This window comes from Halorientalis sp. IM1011 (assembly GCF_001989615.1).
Lineage (GTDB): Archaea > Halobacteriota > Halobacteria > Halobacteriales > Haloarculaceae > Halorientalis.
On sequence record NZ_CP019067.1, the window covers coordinates 1,262,525 to 1,280,187 of the forward strand.

Genomic DNA, 17,663 nt, shown 5'->3' on the forward strand with positions numbered 1-17,663 from the left:
CCGTTCCGAGCCGAGGCCAGTCACCGCTGGGCCATCTCACCGCGTCCCGGGTGGTGAGTGCGCGCGATCGAACGTGTGTAGTAGTGACACTGACGTGGGTTTAAGCCCCCTCGGATAGATCCACCGAAGCCACCCGCCAGTCCACCTCTGTTCGATATCCGATAAGTTATGCCCATTATCGACGACGTGATTCCAATCCTACGCGTATTCTATCTTGTACGGGACCCACAATACTCTTATAGATCGGTTAGTGAGAAGCGACCGTCAATGAACGACGCGCGTGACTGGACGGCGGTGATCGACGCATGATCGGACTGGAGTCCCTCGGTGCGGCAGGACAGGGTCTCGTCGACATCGGGGCCGTCCTGGCCGAAGCGATGGTCCTGTACGTGGCCTACGGGGCACTCACGACGGCGGTCAGTGACAGACTCGAACGCGTCGTCGGGGGCGAGTAGTCGTGGCGATGGAACTGTTCGGCATCGCAGCGACCCAGCTGGCCGCGTTCGTCGGGTTCGGCCTGCTCATCGGCATCCTGTTCGGTTTCTTCGGCATGGGCGGCTCCTTCCTCGTGACGCCGGCGCTGCTGGTCATGGGCTATGACTCGACGACGGCGGTCGGGAGCGGCCTGGCGTTCGTGTTCGGGACCTCCGTCATCGCGGCGCTCAGACACCGCGACCACGGACAGGTCGACTACAAACTCGGCCTGCTGTTCATCGTGGGGATGACCGCCGGGATCGAGGTCGGGAAGGAACTGGTCTTTCACCTCAAGTCGCTGGGCATCGCCGACCTGATCGTCAGCATCTCGTATATCGGCCTGCTGGCGACGGTCGGCCTGCTCATGCTCCGTGACTCGCTCACGGACGACGCAAGCGAGAGCGACGAGGAACCCGCGATCGCACGGAAACTCCAGGCGATCGAACTCCCGCCGATGGTGTCGCTCAAGGGCGGGACCGAAGTGTCGCTGTGGTTGACCCTCGCCATGGCGCTTGCCATCGGCGTCCTCTCCGGGTTCCTCGGCGTCGGCGGTGGCTTCCTGCTCATGCCCGCGATGATGTACGGCCTGGGCGTCCCCGCGGCCGTCGCCGTCGGGACCGACGTATTCCAGATCACCGCCTCCGGGGCCTTCGGTGCGTTCACCTACGGCATGTCCGGCGCGGTCGATCTCTCCATCGTCTTGCCGCTGCTGGCCGGGAGCGCGATGGGCGCCCGCATCGGCGCGGGCGCGACGGCGCTGGTCGACGAATCGGAGATCACGACCTACTTCGCGGCCATGCTCCTGGCGGGGTCGGCCGCGGTCGCGAGCAAGAACCTCGGGAACGCCCTCGGGATCGACCTCCTGAACACGGTCAGCATGGTCCTCATCTTCGGGGCGGCGCTGCTGGTCAGCGGCGCGATCGTCTGGGCCAGCATCGCGAGCCTTCGTGCACGCAACCGACAGAGCACGGCGTCGAATCCGAGCGATTGAGGGGGCGCCGTCACTGACCGAGCGGACCGGGACCGCGGCCCTTTTCGCCGCGCCGGCCCTTCGACGGGCATGGTGAGTTCGCGGACGGTGACCGCCACGGCCGGGCTGGTCGTGAGTCTCCTCGTCAGCGTCGCGCTGTGGTGGTACTTCGAGACGTTCGTGTTCTTCCTGTTTCTGCCGTTCGTCCCCTTCCTGTTTCGGGACCGTAGTAACGGTGAGACAGAGCGTCGCGTCCGGGAGTGCCCGCAGTGTGGATTCCAGACGACTGCCGACGAGTACGAGTTCTGTCCCCGTGACGGGGCTCGACTGAACTAGTCCTGCCGCCGGCCTTCCGCCGAGAGGTCCGCGTCCTCGTCGAGTGGGTCCTCGATGTCGCCCATCACGGCTTCCAGCGCGTCGGTGGCGGTGAGCAGGCCGACGACCTCGCCCTCCGAGAGGACCAGCGCGAGTTCCTGGCTCTCGGCCTGGAACTGGTCGACGGCGTCGCTGATGATCGTCTCGGGGGTCATCGTCGTCGGCGGGGCGGCGATCTCCTCGAAGGCCGCGTCGCCGTTCCGGAGGTCGTCGACCCGGTCGATGACCGAGGGGACGTAGACGATACCCAGGAAATCCTCGGGGTCCTCGCCGACCAGCGGGAAGCGGGTGTGGGGGCTGGAGCCGATGCGCTCCAGATTTTCCGCGACGGACAGGTCGGTCGAGAGGAAGACCACGTCCTCGACAGGCGTCATGACGTCGCTGATGGGTTCTTCGCCGACCCGAAGGGCGTTGTTGATCTCCTCGCGGCGTTCCTCGGAGACGTCGCCCCGTTCGAGCAGGTAATCGAGCCGGTTGCGCAGGTCCGCGCGGGACTCGATGATCTCCTCTTCGGTTTCGAGCCACGCGCCGGTCATCTCGACGCCGAAGAGTTTGAGGGTCCACTTGGCGATGCCGTCACCGACCTTGATGATCGGCGAGATGAGCCAGGCGAACCAGTACAGAGGCGTCGCACCCCAGCGGGTGACGAACTTCGTGCGCTCGACGCCCAGATAGGTCGGCGTCTGTTCGCCGTGGGTCAGGTGCAGGAGGTTGATGATCAGGAAGGCGATGATCCCGCCGGCACCGATGGATGCCAGCGCGGTGTTTTCGAGGTACGGCTCGAAGATGGCCGCCAGCGCCGGTTCGGCGACGATCCCGACCGCGATGGAGGAGGCGGTGATCCCCACCTGACAGCTGGTCAGGTAGATCTCCAGGTCGTCGGTCATCTCCCAGGCGCGGCGCAACCCGGATTTGTCGAACTCCGCTTTGGGGTACTGGCGGACGCGAGTCAGGGCGAACTCGATGGCGACGAAAAAGCCGTTCGCGAGGATCAACCCGAGGCCCGCCCCCAGTCGAATCCACAGTTCGAGCGCGTTCACAGGCGTCCCTTCGCGGACCGGTCAAAAATGCGTGGTGGTATCGCCCATTCGACACGCAAAGTCAGCCGGCAGGGGCCTGGCCGACATCGAACGCCGAAACGCAACCGGGGGTTATAGAGCGCGAGACGGTAGCACACACGTTAGATGGACCGGGACTATCACGTCCACTCGACGTACTCCGACGGACGCTTCCTGTTCCAGATGGTCCGGGCGGCCACCGAGGCCGGCCTGGCGGGCGTGGGGATCGCCGACCACTGCACCGTCTCAGCCCGCGAGGAGATCCGAGAGCAGAAACACCTGCTCGGGTTCAACCTCGACGAGACCTACGAGCGCCGTCGGAACGCCATCGACCGGCTCCGCGAGGAGAGCGACATCGCCATCTACGACGGCGTCGAGATGGACTACCACCCCGAGGAGGAAGCCGCCATCCGCGAGTTTCTGGCCGAAGCCAATTTCCAGTACGCCATCGGGAGCGTCCACTACCTCGACGGCGTCAACGTCCACGTCGAACCCTACTTCGCCGACCAGTCCGAGTGCGACCGCGCGGCCGCCGTCGACCGCTACTTCGACCACCTCGTCGCCCTGATCGACTCCGAACTGTTCGACGTGGCCGCCCACGTCGACCTCGTGGAGCGCAACCCCGCGCTCCGCGACATCGCGACCGAGGATCATTACCGCCGGGTCGCCGAGGCCTTCGCCGACTCCCCGACGATCCCCGAACTCAACGCCGGCCGCGCCCTCGACGAGTACGGCGAGTTCCACCCCGCACCGACGTTCCTGGACGTGCTGGCCGAGTACGACGTGCCGGTCACCGTCGGGACCGACGCCCACCGGCCCGAGGAGATCGGCGAGCGCGTCCCCCACCTGGAGCGGTATCTCGACGCGCGGGGGATCGAGCCGGTGGAGTTGTCGCTGTAAGAGGAGTCAGCCAGCGACGGTCACTGGAACCGCACGCCCAGATCGTGCATCTTCTCGTTGTTCTTGGCGACGTTGATCAGGAGGGGCGTGATCGCTTCGATCTCGGCCGCGTTGGCGAGCGGGCCGGCGTCGACGGGGCGCAGGCCCTCGATCTCCTCGGTCAGGCGGGTGACGGTGTCGACGGCGTCGGCGTCGTCGCCGACGATGGCGGTGTCGATGCCCAGGTCGGCGTCCAGGTTGGCCAGGCGGCCCGCGGGGAGGTTGTGGAACGCGCCGACGACGGGCACGTCCTCGGGGGCGGCCTCGGCGGCCAGCGCGGTGACGCTGCCAGCGCCGGGCCGGTTGTAGTGGAAGCCGTCCTCGTCGCGTTTCATCCCGACGGCGGGGGTGACGAGGACGGTGTGCTCGCCCAGTTCGTCCGCGATGGCGTCGACGGTGTCGGCGAGGTGGTAGGCCGGCACCGCGAGGACGACCACGTCGGCCTCGCGTGCGGCCTCGGCGTTGTCCTGGCCTGTGACCTCGACCTCGACGCCGCGACTGTCGAGTTCCGTCTCGTACTCCCGGGCCTTGGTCTCGGCGCGGGTCGCCTCGCGGGACCCGATCACCACGTCGTGATCGGTGTCGTAGGCGAACCGAAGCGCCAGTCCCTCGCCGATGTCGCCGGTGCCGCCCAGCAGTGCGATTTGCATACTCGTAGGTACGGCGAGACTCCGAAAAGCGTTGTGCGAGCGGCCGACGTTGCCGGCGTCAGTCCAGCCGACCGGGCAGATCGTTGATCGAGTCGATCACCAGATCCGCGCCCGCGCGTTCGTACTTCTCCCGCCCGGACTCGCCGGTGAGGCCGCCAGTGAGGACGCCCACGCCGTAGTAGGTTCGGTCGGGGTCGGCCTCGGCGGCGTTGACGGCCGTACGCACGTCGTCGAGGGTATCGCCGGCGAAGGCGACGGATTCGGCCCCGAACCGCTCGGCCAGCGTCGTCAGCGCGCGCGGGTGTGGTTTCCCCTCTTCCCAGTCGTCCATCGTGAAGCGGTGCTCGTCCGGGATTTCGAGACCGACCCGATCGAGGGCGATATCGGCCTCGGCGGCGGGGCGGCCGGTGAGGACGCCCACGTCGAAACCGCGCTCGAGCCGGGAGAGTGCCTCGGGGTCGGCGAGTTTCGGTTCGTCGTTGATGAACCCCTCTGTGTCGAGGTCGGCGTCGGGATCCGCGTCCTCGAGGTCGCGGTAGAGATCGCCGCCGAGGTAGAGTTGCTGGAAGACCTCGCGCAGGCGCTCGCGGTCCCAGGCCTCGTAGATGCGTTCGCGCTCGGCCGGACCGACGGCGTTGACGACGACGGTCTCGGCGGCGTCGAGGCCGCCGCCGGTCGCGGCGATCATGTCGGTGAACGACTCCAGATCGCGGTCGAGTCCGTACTGGGTGGCCAGCACGTACAGCGCCGCGGCGTAGGTGAGTTCCCAGTCGTTGTTGAACCCACCGGCGTCCTTGAACTGCTGGATCGCGGCCCGGTCGACCGTGTCCCCGTAGACGTGTTCGATAGACTCGACGATGGCCCGGCGGTAGGAGTCGGCGACGTCGACGAGCACGCCGTCGATGTCGAGCACGACCGCATCTACCTGCATACTGATCCAATACGGGTCCGAGTTGAAAACCGCTTCTGACCTGTCGAGCCACGAAGCGTGTCACCCGTGAACAGGGCCCACATTACCCGGGGCCGTCCGCGGCCACGAACAGCGTCGTCCCGGGCAGGGTCTCACGGGCCACCGGGATCAGCGGCGGGTCGCCACCGAGGGTGGTAAAGAGGAAGTCGGCGTCGGCGTCGCGGGCAACCGAGCGGGTGGGTCGGTGGAGTTCGGGGGGGAGGTTCAGGGCGTAGACGGCGTCGGCGTCGGCGTAGACGGTGGGGTCGGGGTCGGTCACGTCGTCACGGACGAAGTCGACGCTCGCGGGGATCTCGCGGTCGTGCACGTCGGTGGCGGTGACGGCACAGCCCCGATTCGCGAGGGCGGCGGCGACGGCGGGGCGGTTGCCGACTCCCACCTCGACCAGCCGGTCGTAGGTGGCCAACCTGTCGGCGAGGGCGGCGTGACGAACGTCGGACACGGCGGGATGTTTATGGGTGGGCCGGTCATATGCGTTGGCATGCACGTCGACATCGTGCCGGTCGGCGAGGTAGACGCCCCGGTCAAACGGGAGGCCTCCGCCGGATTGCGGACCGTCTACGACTGCGAAGTCACGGTCCACGACGCCCAGTCGGTCCCCGACGGGTCCTACGACGCCAACCGGGACCAGTTCCGAGCCGAGGAGTTCATCGAACTCGCGAGTCACGTCGGCTCCGGGGAGAAAAACATCGCCATCACTCCGAAAGACCTCTTCTATCGCCGCCGCAACTACGTCTTCGGACTCGCCTATCTGGACGGCAACGGTAGCGTCATCTCCACCTACCGCCTCCAGACCTCCTCTGACGGCGGCTTCTCGAACCGCTCGGCCGAGAACATCTTCTCCGACCGCGTGCGCAAGGAGGTAGTACACGAGATCGGCCACACGCTCGGACTGGAACACTGCGACAACAAACGCTGCGTGATGAACTTCTCGCCGACCGTCCGCGAGGTGGACGTGAAAGAGGAGAACCTCTGTGGCACCTGCCAGCGGCAGGTTCTCTGAAACGGGGACCCGAAAACAGCGGGATCGGAGTTATGCGCCGGCTTTCTCGAGTGCGTCCTCGATGTCGCCGGCCTGTGTGACGCCCACGAACCGGTCGACGATGCCGTCGTCGTTCTCGACGATGAGGGTGGGCAGCGAGCGGACCTGGTACTCGTTGGCCACGTCCTGTTCCTCGTCGACGTTCACTTTCTCGAACTCGACCGATTCCCACTCCGTCTCCAGTTCCTCCAGGATGGGGTCCTGGGTCTTGCACGGACCGCACCAGTCCGCGTAGAAGTCCTTGAGCGTGACTGTCATAGATCTACGACGGATGTTACCCTCGGTTCCCGATAAGAGTTTCCACTGCCGAAAGCTCGGCGGCCGGGGCGACGTATTGAGCCTCGAAACGGAGACAATCACTATTGAACGGTTCGCACTACACGAACTGTGAGATACGTCACGTACGCGCTGACGCCCGAGCGGGGGTACTTCGATCCCGGGGAGGTGATCTTCCGGGAGTGTGGGGTCGTCCTCAGGTCGATACAGGATCTCGATCTGCTGACGGACGGCTCGGCGGTGATGCTGTACGAGGCGGAGGCGACTCGCGACCGGATCGACGAGAGCCTCGCGAACGCCGGCAAGGTGATCGACTACCGGGTCGCCGACGCCGGCGATCACGTCATGCTCCAGGTCCACTACCACCCCAGCGACCTCATCAGGAACCTGATCGAACTCCACAGATCGTACGCGACCCATCTGGACTTTCCCCTGGAGTTCGTCGACCCCGCCACGTCCAGCCTGCGGGTGTCGGTGATCGGCGCGAAAGAGCAACTCCAGGCACAGATCGCGGCGACGCGCGAGGAGATCGACGTGACCATCGAACGGATCGGCGACTACGACCCGGGGACCGACCGCCGCTTCGCCGCGCTCACCGAGCGCCAGCGCGAAGTGTTGCTGGTCGCCGTCGAGAAGGGCTACTACGAGTCGCCCCGCAGAGCGACCTACGACGACATCGCGGCCGATCTGGACTGTTCGGCCAGCGCCGTCGGCAAACACCTCCGGCGCATCGAGATCGAACTCGTCGAGTCGACCGTCTCCGACCGGGCGATGCGGGAGTTTCACGACACGCTCGCCGAGATCCAGTAGCCGGCACAGGCCCGGATCAGGCCGGCCGGAACCCGCTCATCACCAGCCGTCGTCCGTTTCGTCGTCGCTACTCCCGTCACCGCTACTCCCGTCGTCGAACCGGGCGACGATCTCCGGGACACAGCCCCTGTCGAGCCGGAAGTAGTCGCAGTGGTTCAGCACGGCCTCGGAGACGTCCACGTCGGTGTAGGTGTCCGGCGTCGATCCCTCGTCGAACCAGCCGCCGTCACACTCCGCGCCGACACAGCCGACGCCCTCCGTGAATTCGAGGAGTTTGTAGGCGCTACAGACGATGTCGTCGTTCTTCGAGTGGAAGTTGTACACCGCGTCGGCCGAACTCGCGATGCCGTCGCCGAACCGACCGTTTTCACAGACGGTGTCGGGGTCGTTTGCCGCCCCGATGGCCGACACCGACGCGATCGACCCGTCGAGAGCGTCGAGCATCGCGTAGGACGCCCGGCCGCCCAGCGAGTGGCCGACGACGCGGATCGTCGTGTCGGGGTTGTCACTCATGTAGCCGTCGAGCCAGTCGGCGAACTCCTCGCCGGCCGACTCGGCGGCGTCCTTGCCGCCCCACCAGTTGAGCGTGTTCGAGTCCCAGAGGACCGAGACGACCGGCGCGTCGTAGCCGTTGGCTTCGAGCGCGTTCGCGAGCGCCTGTCCCTGATTCTCGCCGCCGCCGGAGGCGTCTTCGAGCCAGCCGTGGATGTAGAACAGCACCTCGTCCTCGCCCGACGGCAGGTCGCCGCGGGTCGCCAGCCCCTCGCCCGTCAGGTCGACGATGGCGGCGTCTTCGGGTGCCTGTGGCAGGTCGCCCAGACAGTTCCCGAGGAACTCCTCTTCGGCCTCCTCGGCCGTGGCGGTCCCGGTCGCCGCGGCGAGTCCGACCGTCCCGACCGCCACCGCGGACGTCGCTTTCAGCACACTCCGCCTGTTCAGTCCCTGTACCCCGTCCCGTTCGTCCTGGTGAGTGGTCTCGTCTGTCATCGCTTCCCCCAGTGTCACGTACTATCGTGTTATCGAGTGTCAGGATTGTCTGCCGCATCTGAACTAATTTAAGTTACCGGATAATCGGGGTCGTTTAGGTGGGAGTGGCGAGGCGAAACACTTACGCCGGGTGGCCGGCCACGTTCGAGTATGAGCAGCAACGACGGCGGGGGGCTGATGTCGAGTGCCGGGCTGGTCCGGTACTTCGACGCCGAGGACAACAACGCCATCCGGATCGATCCGAAGACGATCGTCGCCTTCGGTGCGTTCTTCGGGATCTTCGTACAGATCCTGAACCTGATTCTTTAGGACCCCGGCCCGCCAACGGCCGGACATGCACTTCGACCAGCGGACACAGCGAGCACTCCGCGAGGCCGGCCTGTCGACCGACGAGATCGACGCGGCCTCCGAGCGCGTCGTCGACGCGACGGCCGACGCGGCCGACGCCATCGAGGAGTTCTTCGACGGCCTCGACACCGTCCACTCGGACATGGATATCGCCCACAGCGCCAGCGAGATCGTCGAACACGACGTCGAGTACGTCGACCTCTACACCCACGCCGACGACCTCCGGGGCTATCTGAAGTTCGACGGCTGGGGCGTCTACGTCGAGGGGGGCCGCGTCCTCACCGACGACACCGTCGAACTGACGCTGGGGCCGACCGTCCACGACCGGGTGCGGTTCACGACCGACCCCGACTCCCTATGAACGTCCGCGTTCGCGGCATCTACAGCACGGCCCTGACCGCCGCTTTCGCGGACCACGAGGACATCTCGGTCGTCCAGGCCTCCGAGGCCATCGGTGACCGCTTCGAGGGGTCGTTCCCGCTCGCGCCTGCGGACGCCAGCGTCGAGACGACCGGCGACCGACAGGGCGTCGGCGTGGTCGGCGACCCCGATGCCGTCGAGACGCTCGCGGGACTGCTCGCCGACACCGGTCGGGACGCGTTGTGCTGGCGGGACTCGATGCCGCGGGACGCGGTGTTCGACGGGCGCGTGAGCGAGACGCTGGGCAGCGGCGCGGTCGTCGACCTCGGGAGCGGGCCCGAGCACGGGAGCCCGCGCGACCGGGAGGGGTTTCTCCCCTACGACAGGGCCGAGGACCGGATCGAGACAGGCGACCGTCTGCGCGTCCAGGTGCGCGAGCCGACCCCGCCCTGGGGGTCCGATCGGCCGGTGCTCGACACCGAGATCAGGTTCCCGGGCGAACTGGTGCGGCTGGTCCGCGGCGGCAAGACGACCCGCGGCGGCGGCCCGGCGGACGTGGTCGACCTCATCCCCACGGATCCCCGCGAGGGGTGGGGCGTCCGCTGGGGTCGCCGCGCCGACGACGCCGACTTCGACACGCTCGACGACGTGCTCGCGACCTACAACGAACAGGCCGAATCGCTGGATGCGTCCCTCGAAGACGCCCCTGACCCCGGCGAGGGGAAACTGGCGCGACGCTGGGCCGGGACCGCGACCAGGTGGCTCTGGTTCGGCCGGGAGTCACGCTTCGCTCTGGACGAGCGCCGCCGCGAGGCCGCGCCGACGATGGCCGGCCACCACCGCATCAAGGCCGGCGACGACCGCGCCAGCGCCGCCGTCGACTTCGCCGAGGCCGTCTGCGGCCCCGCGGCCAGCGACGACGCGGACTTCCCCTTCGACGTGGTGACCCGGCAGTTCGGCCCCCGCGAAGGGGATCGGGTCGAGATCGGCCACGGCAAACCCGACGGCCGCTACATCAGCCTCGGCCGGGGCGAGGTCGCCGAGTACGATCCCGACGGGACCGTAACGGTCTCTCGCGAGCTCTCGCCGGGCGGGACGCTGGACGCCATCGGCGAACCCATCGAAGCCGGCGACGTGGCGGTCACGAAGTTCAAGGAGGGCCGGTGGTGGTACGCGACGGTCTACCGGGACGCCGAGGACCGGCGGAAGGGGACCTACGTCAACGTCTGTACCCCCGTGGAGGTGTTCCCCGACACCGTCCGCTACGTCGACCTCCACGTCGACGTGGTGAAACACGGCGACGGCCGGGTCGAGCGCGTCGACGACGACGAACTCGACGATGCCGTCGAGGCCGGGAACGTGCCCGAGAAACTGGCCGAGAAGGCCCGGAGTGTGGCGAGCGCGGTGGAGAACGCGCTGTAGCCGTCGCCGTCAGCAGTCCCGTCCGTACCGCCACGCACCCACGCCGAGGCCAGCCAGCCCCGCGAGAACGCCGAAGCCGGGGCCGCTCGCGTCGGTCGTGGTTGGTCGCTCGCTTGTCGGTGTCGTCACCTCGGCACCGGGATCCGGGAACGTGTAGAGGCGCTCTTCGATGTCCAGGTTCGGTGGTTGACTGCTACTGGAGGCGACGACCACGTCGCCGGCGGTCCGGGCGGTCCAGAAACAGGCGTCGTCGGTATCGCGCCAGGCGGCGATCTCGGTCGGGTTCGCGGGGTCGCTCACGTCGAAGACCTTCACGCCGCCCTGATACCAGGAGGTGTACAGCCGGTCGCCGTCGAACTCGAAGTTGTGGGCGGTCGTCCAGACGCCCTCGCTGTAGCTCGCGTTCTCGTCCTCGGGGATCGGCGGCGGGTCGATCCGGGCGAGGTGCTCGGGGTTCGCCTCGTCGGATACGTCGTAGAGTTCGATCCCGCCCGGACCGGACTCGAACCAGGCCTCGACGCCGATGCCGAGCAGGTCGCCGCTGTCGTCGACGGCGACGTAGTGATCGTTGCCGGGAAGCCGGAGCCCGTCGCGTTGCGCGCCATTTGCACCGAATTGTCGAAGTTTCTCGACCGATCGGCCCCGCACTCGCGAGACGAACGTCGGGTTCGCGGGGTCGCTCACGTCCAGAATCCAGGTGCCGGCGTCCCAGAAGGCGAGGTAGGCCCGGTCGTCCTGCACGTACACGTCGTGGAGGTTCGCGAGCGCGAATGACACGTCGGCCCACCGCTCGTCGCGGTCGGTGAGCGACCAGCCGCCGAGGCGTTCCGGGTCGGGATCGGCCGAGACCGTCGCGAGTTCGGCTCCGTCCGTCCCGATGGCGGTGAGGTAGGCCACGCCGTCCCGGAGGTCGCTGTTGTGGATCGGATACTCGGTCTCGTGGACGCCCAGCAGCTCGGGGGCGGCGGGGTCGCTCACGTCGTAGACGACGGCAGCCCGGAGTTGATCGCCCCCCGTGCCGTTCGCTGGCCCGACGACGAGCAGGCGGTCGCCGTCGACCTTCACGTCCCAGATCTGACTGAGTGGGCCACCGTCGCGGTCGGCGAGCACGTCGCGGCGCTCGGCCAGCAGGGCGGGCGCGGTCGGGTCGGAGATATCGAGGGTGGCGAACCCGTCGGAGACGGCCGCGTAGACGGTGGAATCGTCGTCACCGACGACGGCCTCCGCGATGCCCTCGACGTCGAGGGTGCCAAGCGGGGCGAACGACGCGGACTGCGTGCGGGGGCTGGCGACGGCGACCGGGTGCAGGCCGACTCCGGCCGTCGCTGCGAGGAACTGGCGGCGGCGCATACCCGTTTCTCGGGCCTCTCGCATCTATGGATTGTGGTCCGCCAGCCGCGACAGGTTCAACAATGGTGGCACGGTAGCAATACGCATGACCACGGACGAACCGTCAGGGGCCGACCTGAGCGAGGACGAGCGGGCGGCGTTACACCAGGTCGAACTCGGGCTGGAGTGGCTCCACCGGGCACATGGACACCTCGTGGAGTTCCACCACAACACCGGCCACGCGATGGACCACCTGGCGGAGGCCGAACCGCTGTTGCGGGAGTGTGGGTACGACGAGTTGGCCGACGCGGTTCGGGATCGGTATCTCCCCCACGGCGTCATCGACGACGACCGCTGGTCCTACGACGTGCTGGAGAGCTTTCAGGAGGGGTTTCTCGAAGAGATCGAGGACTTCGAGACCGAGGTCCGCGAGGTCGTGGCGGACGGACAGCGCCACGCCGCCGAGCGGGCACAGGAACGGACCTGGAAAGAGCGGGCCGAACGAGAGCGGGAGCGACGGGGGTGAACCGGTGTCGGCGAATCGGACGGCTCACTCCTCGGCGAGGAGTCGCGCCTGGAAGTAGGCGTCCAGTTCCGCACGGACCGCCTCGAGATCCGGTTCGGTACTCGTCGTCGACTGAAAGGTCGCACCCTGGATGATGGTGACGATCATCGCCGCGACCTGTTCGGTGTCGACCTCGCGAAAGACACCCTGTTCGATACCCGCTTCGAGGATGCCCTGGACTCGCTGTTTGAAGTACCGGTCGTTTTTCGTGAACTGCTCACAGAAGGAATCGTCGTGTGCGGACTGGGCGCGCAGTTCCGTTATGGCCCGGTTGAACTCCTCACGGTTGCCCCCGATGATCTCGGTGAACACGTGATCCAGTCCGATCCGTAACCGTTCGTCCACGGCGTCGGCTTCCTCCAGGGGGATCGCACCCTCCGTTCGTTCGAGCATGAATCCGAGAAAGTCGACCAGCAGCGCGTCCTTGCTGTCGTAGTGGTGATACAGCAGCGACTTGCTCTTGTCGAACTCGTCGCCGATCCGCTGGATCGTCAGGTCGGCGTACCCGTGTTTCGAGAGCGCCTCGTAGGTCGCCTTCATGATGGCCTCTCGCGTGTCGTCGGGGTCCGCCTCGAACAGATCCGTCCGCTTCGCCATTGTTGACTGAATATTCAATCACCCGTGAATAGCCTTTCGGCTCGCCGGAACTGAGCAACCGTTGCGCTACTGAATGGAAAGATACTTGTGCTGAATGAACGTTCAATCAAGTACGCTAACTGACTGAACGTTCAATCAAGCATGAGACGGTCACTACTCGCAGCTCTCGGCGTCGTCGCACTGGTCCTGGTCCCGATGACGGTCCTCGGCGGATTCGTCGTGTCCGGTAACCCCGAGCTTTCGGCCGCCATCGGAGACAACAGAGTCACACCCGGAGAAGACACCCAGCTCACCCTCCAGATCAACAATCGAGGGGAGATAGATCAGGGTTCGGCTTCCGGTCTGGAATCGCAGGTCACCAAGGCCCGTGGGATGACGGTCGACCTGCAGGCGGGTGACGCACCCGTGACCGTCGAGACCGCCGAGCAGACCGTGGGGCAACTCCCCGGCGAACAGTCGGCGGATCTCCCCTACGAGATCTCTGTCGACGACGGTGCCGAACCGGGCACCTACACGATGGAGGTCGACGTGGAGTACAGCTACTACTCACAGATCACTCAGACAGACTCGGGTCGGCGGGTGTACAACGAGCGGACCACGAGCGACACCTACGAGGTCACGCTCCGCGTCGAGGACAACGCCGAGTTCGAGATCGTCGACACCGAATCCGACGTACAGATCGGCTCCTCGGGGACGGTCGCGGTGACCATGGAGAACACGGGGACCCAGACGGCCAGTGACACGAACGTCAAACTCGAATCGCTGAACTCCGATCTCACCTTCGGCAAGTCGAGTTCGGGGACCCGCTACGCCGGCGAGTGGGAGCCCGGCGAGCGAAAGACCGTCGAGTACACGGTCACCGCATCGGACGACGCCGAACAGCAGCGATACGCCTTCCGTGCGACGACGAGTTACGAGGACGCCGACGGCGTCCCTCAGGAGTCGAAGGCCCTCTCGATGGGCGTGCGGCCCCTGCCCGAGATGGCCTTCTCCCTCGACGCCAGTTCCTCGCTGCGAGTGGGTGAAGACGGGACCATCTCCGGGACGATCACCAACGACGGCGACCGGACCGCTCGCGACGTGGTCGTTCGCCTCGCCAGCGAGCACGCCAACCTCGACGTCACCGACCGCGAGTACTCCGTCGGGACGCTCGAACCGGGCGCGAGCGCCGACTTCGAGATCAGTGTCGACATCAGTGACAGCGCCGAGAGCGGCCCCAAGCAGTTCACCTTCGTCGCCGACTACCGCGACGACAACGGCGACTCGCGGACGAGCGACGACCTCCCCACCCGGCAGGACGTGACCCCCGGCTCTGACGCGTTCGCGGTCACCGTCGCCAACGGGAGCTTAGAGAACGGCGGCTCGACGAACCTGGAGGTCGAGGTGACCAACACGGCAAACGAGACGCTCTCCTCCATCTCGGCGAAGCTGTTCGCCGACAGCCCGATCAGCGTCTCCGACTCGGAGGCGTACATCGACGAACTCGAACCCGGAGAGTCGGCGACGATGACGTTCAGCACCAGTGCCAGCGGCGCCTTGCCCAAGGAGTACCCGCTGTCGCTGGACTTCGAGTACGACGACGAGGACGGTGACACGCTGCTGTCGGATCGCTATCGGATCTCGGTCGACGTCACCGAGTCGAGCGACGACGGCAGCAGCTTCCCGCTGTCGCTCGTGGGCGTCGGCGTCGTGATCGTCGTCGCCGTGGGCGGCTACATGCGCTTCCGCTAACATGGACTACCAGCGCGTCATCGACCGGATCGACGAGACCATCGTCGAACGACCCGGCCGGATCATACTCGCCTTCCTGCTCGTGACGGCCGTCTTCGCCGTGGGACTGGGGAACATCAGTACCTCCGCGGGAACGTCCCAGTTCACCACCGGCCTGCCGGCAGAGGAGGCGTTCACGCAGGTCAACGAGGAGTTCTCGCCGAGCTTCGCGACCGACACCGGCAGCACGTCGCTCATCCAGCGCGAAGGCAACGTCCTCTCGAAGCAGTCGATGCTGGCGATGCTGCGCGCACAGGAGCGAATCAAGGACAGGGACGCCATGCGCGTGAGTTCCACCGGCGGCGCTGCCCAGATCGTCGCCCGGCAGCTCGATCCCCAGGCGACGACGCTGGAAGAGCAGATCGACGCCGTCGAGGACGCGTCCGACTCCCAGATCGATCAGGCGGTCCAGCAGGCGGCCGAGCGGAGCCCGCAGTTCGCTGGCCTGTTGAGCAACGACTTCAACCGGCGCTCCGCGACGGCGACGGCCACGATCGGTTCGGTGAGCCACGAGGTTCCCGCGGGGCTGTCCACTGGCTCCGGACAGGGCGGGACGAGTCCCCTGACGCCCATCCAGGAAGAGGTCGAGTTCGCCGTCGAGAGCGTCGACGGCAACATCCAGGTGTTCGGTGCGGGCATCCTCGCCGGCGAGTTCGCGAACGTCATCACCGACTCGCTTCTGATCGTCGTGCCGGCCGCGGTGATCTTCATCACCCTCTTCCTGACCATCGCCTACCGCGATCTCGTCGACCTGCTGCTGGGCGTGGTCGCCTTGCTGTTGACCATCGTCTGGACGTTCGGGTTCATGGGGCTGGCTGGGATCCCGTTCAGCCAGATGCTGATCGCGGTGCCGCCGCTGTTGCTCGCGGTCGGGATCGACTTCGGGATCCACGCGATCAACCGCTACCGCGAGGAGCGGGTCCTGGACCGCGGCATCGGTGAGTCGATGCGGATCACGACCGATCAGCTGATCGTCGCCTTCTTCATCGTCACGGGGACGACCGTCATCGGGTTCGCGGCGAACCTCATCAGCGACCTCGGCCCGATCAAGGACTTCGGACTGGTCGCCGGTATCGGGATCACCTTCACGTTCCTCATCTTCGGGATCTTCCTCCCGGCGGCGAAGGTCTGGATCGACCGGAAGCGCGAACGGTACCCGATCCCGACCTTCAGCCAGACGCCGCTGGGGTCGGAGGGGTCGGCCCTGGGGAAGGTTCTCCGGGGTGGCGTCATCGTCGCCGACCGCGCGCCGGCGATCTTCCTGATCTTGATCCTGCTCGGGACCGCCGGCGCGGGCTACTACGCGACCGGCGTCGACACCTCCTTCGCACAGGAGGACTTCCTCCCGCCGGAGGAGAACCCCGACTGGGTGATGGAGCTGCCCGAGCCGTTCCGGCCCCACGAGTACACCGTCACGGAGACGACCAACTACCTCGAGGACAAGTTCGACTCCACCCAGTCCGACTCGGTGACGATGTACGTCCAGGGGCCCTTGGAGAAATCGACGACCCTGGATAGCATCCACCGTGCCGGTCGCGACCCGCCGGACACCATCATCACCGGCGATGACAGGCAGGCCGAGTCGACGAGCATCGTCACGGTGATCCAGGATCAGGCAGAACGCGACGAGGAGTTCGGCGCGCTCGTCGCCCGGAACGACGTGGACGACGACGGCATCCCCGACCAGAATCTCGGGACTGTCTACGACGCCCTGCTCGACTCGCCGGCGCGTGATCAGGCGCTCAGCTACATGACCGAGAACCGCCGGAGCACGCGCGTCGTCTACACGGTCGAGGCCGACGCGGAGCAAAGCGAGATCACCGCCGACGCCCGGGAGATGGCCGACGACTACCGGCTCGACGCGGTCGCGACCGGCCAGACCGTCGTCTTCCAGGCGGTCTCGGACGTGATCTTCGAGTCCGCGCTGGAGAGCCTCGTCGTGGCGCTGATCGGGGCGACGCTGTTCCTGATCGTCGTCTACCGGGTCTTCGAGGACAGCGCGACGCTGGGCATCGCGAACGTCGTCCCCATCGTGGTGACGGTGACGCTGGTCGCGGGGTCGATGCGGTTCCTCGATATCCCGTTCAACGCCATCACGGCGACGATCCTGGCGATTACGATCGGGCTGGGGATCGACTACTCGGTCCACGTCACGCACCGCTTCGCCGACGAACGCCGGGAATACGACCTCGTGACGGCGCTCGACCGGACCGTCCGGGGGACCGGCGGCGCGCTGCTGGGCAGTATGTTCACGACCGTCTTCGGCATCGGCGTGCTCGCGCTGGCGCTGTTCCCCGCGATCGGCCAGTTCGGGACGCTCACTGCCCTGAGCATCGTCTACGCCTTCACCACCTCGATCTTCGTCCTCCCGTCGGCGCTGGTGCTGTGGGACCGCTTCGTCGGCTACGGTCCCGGTGCGGTGACGACCGGCGGCGGTGGCGGCCCCTCGCCCGACCTCAGCCCGGGGTCCGCGACGGGGACGCCCAACCCCGACACGGCCCCCTCGGCCGAGAACGCGTCGCTCGCCGAGGCGGTTCCGGGCCTCCCGGACTCGGGGACCGACGGCACGACCAACGGCGGCCCGACGGCGGGTGCAGGCGGCGACGCTGGTCCCCCAGTCGACGGAGAGTCGACAGCCGACAGCGGTGGCGAACCGGCGACCGACGACGAGGAAACCGAACCCACCGCCGACGCGGACTCGACCGCCGAGGACTGATCCGA

The 17,663-nt window shown here is 66.9% G+C and carries 20 protein-coding genes; 12 read left to right on the top strand and 8 right to left on the bottom strand.

The features are described 5' to 3' along the window. The first annotated feature begins 305 nt into the window (after positions 1-305). The 3 genes from BV210_RS20215 to BV210_RS06330 all read left to right on the top strand — a co-directional run bounded on the left by BV210_RS20215 (position 306) and on the right by BV210_RS06330 (position 1,780). Complete coding sequence (locus tag BV210_RS20215) at positions 306-455, top strand: hypothetical protein (protein WP_172824882.1); 150 nt, start codon at positions 306-308, stop codon at positions 453-455. A gap of 8 nt (positions 456-463) precedes the next feature. Beyond that, positions 464-1,465 carry a sulfite exporter TauE/SafE family protein gene (locus tag BV210_RS06325; protein WP_077207992.1) on the top strand — a complete coding sequence of 334 codons (1,002 nt, stop codon included), beginning with the start codon at positions 464-466 and terminating at the stop codon, positions 1,463-1,465. A 69-nt stretch (positions 1,466-1,534) separates the two neighbouring features. Then, positions 1,535-1,780, top strand: a complete 246-nt coding sequence (locus BV210_RS06330; protein ID WP_077205818.1) for a hypothetical protein — start codon at positions 1,535-1,537, stop codon at positions 1,778-1,780. On the opposite strand, the gene BV210_RS06335 is transcribed toward BV210_RS06330, so the two are convergent. Continuing rightward, positions 1,777-2,859 carry a hemolysin family protein gene (locus BV210_RS06335; RefSeq protein ID WP_077205819.1) on the bottom strand — a complete coding sequence of 361 codons (1,083 nt, stop codon included), beginning with the start codon at positions 2,857-2,859 and terminating at the stop codon, positions 1,777-1,779. The genes BV210_RS06330 and BV210_RS06335 overlap by 4 nt on opposite strands. A gap of 144 nt (positions 2,860-3,003) precedes the next feature. On the opposite strand from BV210_RS06335, the gene BV210_RS06340 reads away from it, so the two are divergent. Beyond that, positions 3,004-3,777: a PHP domain-containing protein gene (locus BV210_RS06340; protein ID WP_077205820.1), complete on the top strand. Its 774-nt coding sequence runs from the start codon at positions 3,004-3,006 to the stop codon at positions 3,775-3,777. Positions 3,778-3,797: 20 nt separating this feature from the next. On the opposite strand, the gene npdG is transcribed toward BV210_RS06340, so the two are convergent. The 3 genes from npdG to BV210_RS06355 form a co-directional block, all read right to left on the bottom strand. Further along, on the bottom strand, positions 3,798-4,466 hold the full coding sequence (gene npdG, locus BV210_RS06345) for an NADPH-dependent F420 reductase (protein WP_077205821.1): 669 nt from the start codon (positions 4,464-4,466) through the stop codon (positions 3,798-3,800). Positions 4,467-4,524: 58 nt separating this feature from the next. Continuing rightward, on the bottom strand, positions 4,525-5,397 hold the full coding sequence (locus BV210_RS06350) for a TIGR01548 family HAD-type hydrolase (protein ID WP_077205822.1): 873 nt from the start codon (positions 5,395-5,397) through the stop codon (positions 4,525-4,527). 82 nt (positions 5,398-5,479) lie between these two features. Beyond that, positions 5,480-5,878, bottom strand: a complete 399-nt coding sequence (locus BV210_RS06355; RefSeq protein WP_077205823.1) for a UPF0146 family protein — start codon at positions 5,876-5,878, stop codon at positions 5,480-5,482. Positions 5,879-5,917: 39 nt separating this feature from the next. Here BV210_RS06355 and BV210_RS06360 point away from each other — a divergent pair, with 39 nt between their 5' ends. Beyond that, entirely contained in the window at positions 5,918-6,439 is a 522-nt protein-coding gene (locus BV210_RS06360; RefSeq protein ID WP_077205824.1) for an archaemetzincin family Zn-dependent metalloprotease, read from the top strand. 30 nt (positions 6,440-6,469) lie between these two features. Here BV210_RS06360 and BV210_RS06365 read toward each other — a convergent pair whose 3' ends face one another. Further along, positions 6,470-6,736: a thioredoxin domain-containing protein gene (locus tag BV210_RS06365; protein ID WP_077205825.1), complete on the bottom strand. Its 267-nt coding sequence runs from the start codon at positions 6,734-6,736 to the stop codon at positions 6,470-6,472. A gap of 129 nt (positions 6,737-6,865) precedes the next feature. On the opposite strand from BV210_RS06365, the gene BV210_RS06370 reads away from it, so the two are divergent. Next, positions 6,866-7,564, top strand: a complete 699-nt coding sequence (locus BV210_RS06370) for a helix-turn-helix domain-containing protein (RefSeq protein WP_077205826.1) — start codon at positions 6,866-6,868, stop codon at positions 7,562-7,564. 39 nt (positions 7,565-7,603) lie between these two features. On the opposite strand, the gene BV210_RS06375 is transcribed toward BV210_RS06370, so the two are convergent. Further along, positions 7,604-8,551: a triacylglycerol lipase gene (locus tag BV210_RS06375; protein ID WP_077205827.1), complete on the bottom strand. Its 948-nt coding sequence runs from the start codon at positions 8,549-8,551 to the stop codon at positions 7,604-7,606. A 150-nt stretch (positions 8,552-8,701) separates the two neighbouring features. On the opposite strand from BV210_RS06375, the gene BV210_RS06380 reads away from it, so the two are divergent. Genes BV210_RS06380 through BV210_RS06390 form a run of 3 tightly spaced genes read left to right on the top strand, consistent with a single transcriptional unit; the run spans position 8,702 to position 10,681 of the window. Further along, positions 8,702-8,860 (top strand): preprotein translocase subunit Sec61beta, encoded by a 159-nt coding sequence (locus BV210_RS06380; protein ID WP_077205828.1) that lies wholly within the window; start codon positions 8,702-8,704, stop codon positions 8,858-8,860. A gap of 25 nt (positions 8,861-8,885) precedes the next feature. Next, complete coding sequence (locus BV210_RS06385) at positions 8,886-9,260, top strand: hypothetical protein (RefSeq protein ID WP_077205829.1); 375 nt, start codon at positions 8,886-8,888, stop codon at positions 9,258-9,260. Beyond that, entirely contained in the window at positions 9,257-10,681 is a 1,425-nt protein-coding gene (locus BV210_RS06390) for a DUF402 domain-containing protein (RefSeq protein ID WP_077205830.1), read from the top strand. Before BV210_RS06385 ends, BV210_RS06390 begins: the two co-directional genes overlap by 4 nt. A 9-nt stretch (positions 10,682-10,690) precedes the next feature. On the opposite strand, the gene BV210_RS06395 is transcribed toward BV210_RS06390, so the two are convergent. Further along, the gene (locus BV210_RS06395) at positions 10,691-12,031 is read right to left on the bottom strand and encodes an LVIVD repeat-containing protein (protein WP_077205831.1); all 1,341 of its coding nucleotides are present in this window, start codon (positions 12,029-12,031) and stop codon (positions 10,691-10,693) included. Positions 12,032-12,116: 85 nt separating this feature from the next. Here BV210_RS06395 and BV210_RS06400 point away from each other — a divergent pair, with 85 nt between their 5' ends. Beyond that, positions 12,117-12,536 (top strand): hypothetical protein, encoded by a 420-nt coding sequence (locus BV210_RS06400; RefSeq protein ID WP_077205832.1) that lies wholly within the window; start codon positions 12,117-12,119, stop codon positions 12,534-12,536. 24 nt (positions 12,537-12,560) lie between these two features. On the opposite strand, the gene BV210_RS06405 is transcribed toward BV210_RS06400, so the two are convergent. Next, positions 12,561-13,172 carry a TetR/AcrR family transcriptional regulator gene (locus tag BV210_RS06405; RefSeq protein WP_077205833.1) on the bottom strand — a complete coding sequence of 204 codons (612 nt, stop codon included), beginning with the start codon at positions 13,170-13,172 and terminating at the stop codon, positions 12,561-12,563. Positions 13,173-13,313: 141 nt separating this feature from the next. Between BV210_RS06405 and BV210_RS06410 the strand changes: the two genes are divergently transcribed. Both BV210_RS06410 and BV210_RS06415 read left to right on the top strand, forming a co-directional pair. Next, a complete protein-coding gene (locus tag BV210_RS06410) occupies positions 13,314-14,903 on the top strand; it encodes a COG1361 S-layer family protein (RefSeq protein ID WP_077205834.1) in 1,590 nt (529 codons plus the stop codon). Between the two features lies 1 nt (position 14,904). Then, the gene (locus tag BV210_RS06415) at positions 14,905-17,658 is read left to right on the top strand and encodes an MMPL family transporter (protein WP_077205835.1); all 2,754 of its coding nucleotides are present in this window, start codon (positions 14,905-14,907) and stop codon (positions 17,656-17,658) included. The last annotated feature ends 5 nt before the right edge of the window (positions 17,659-17,663 follow it).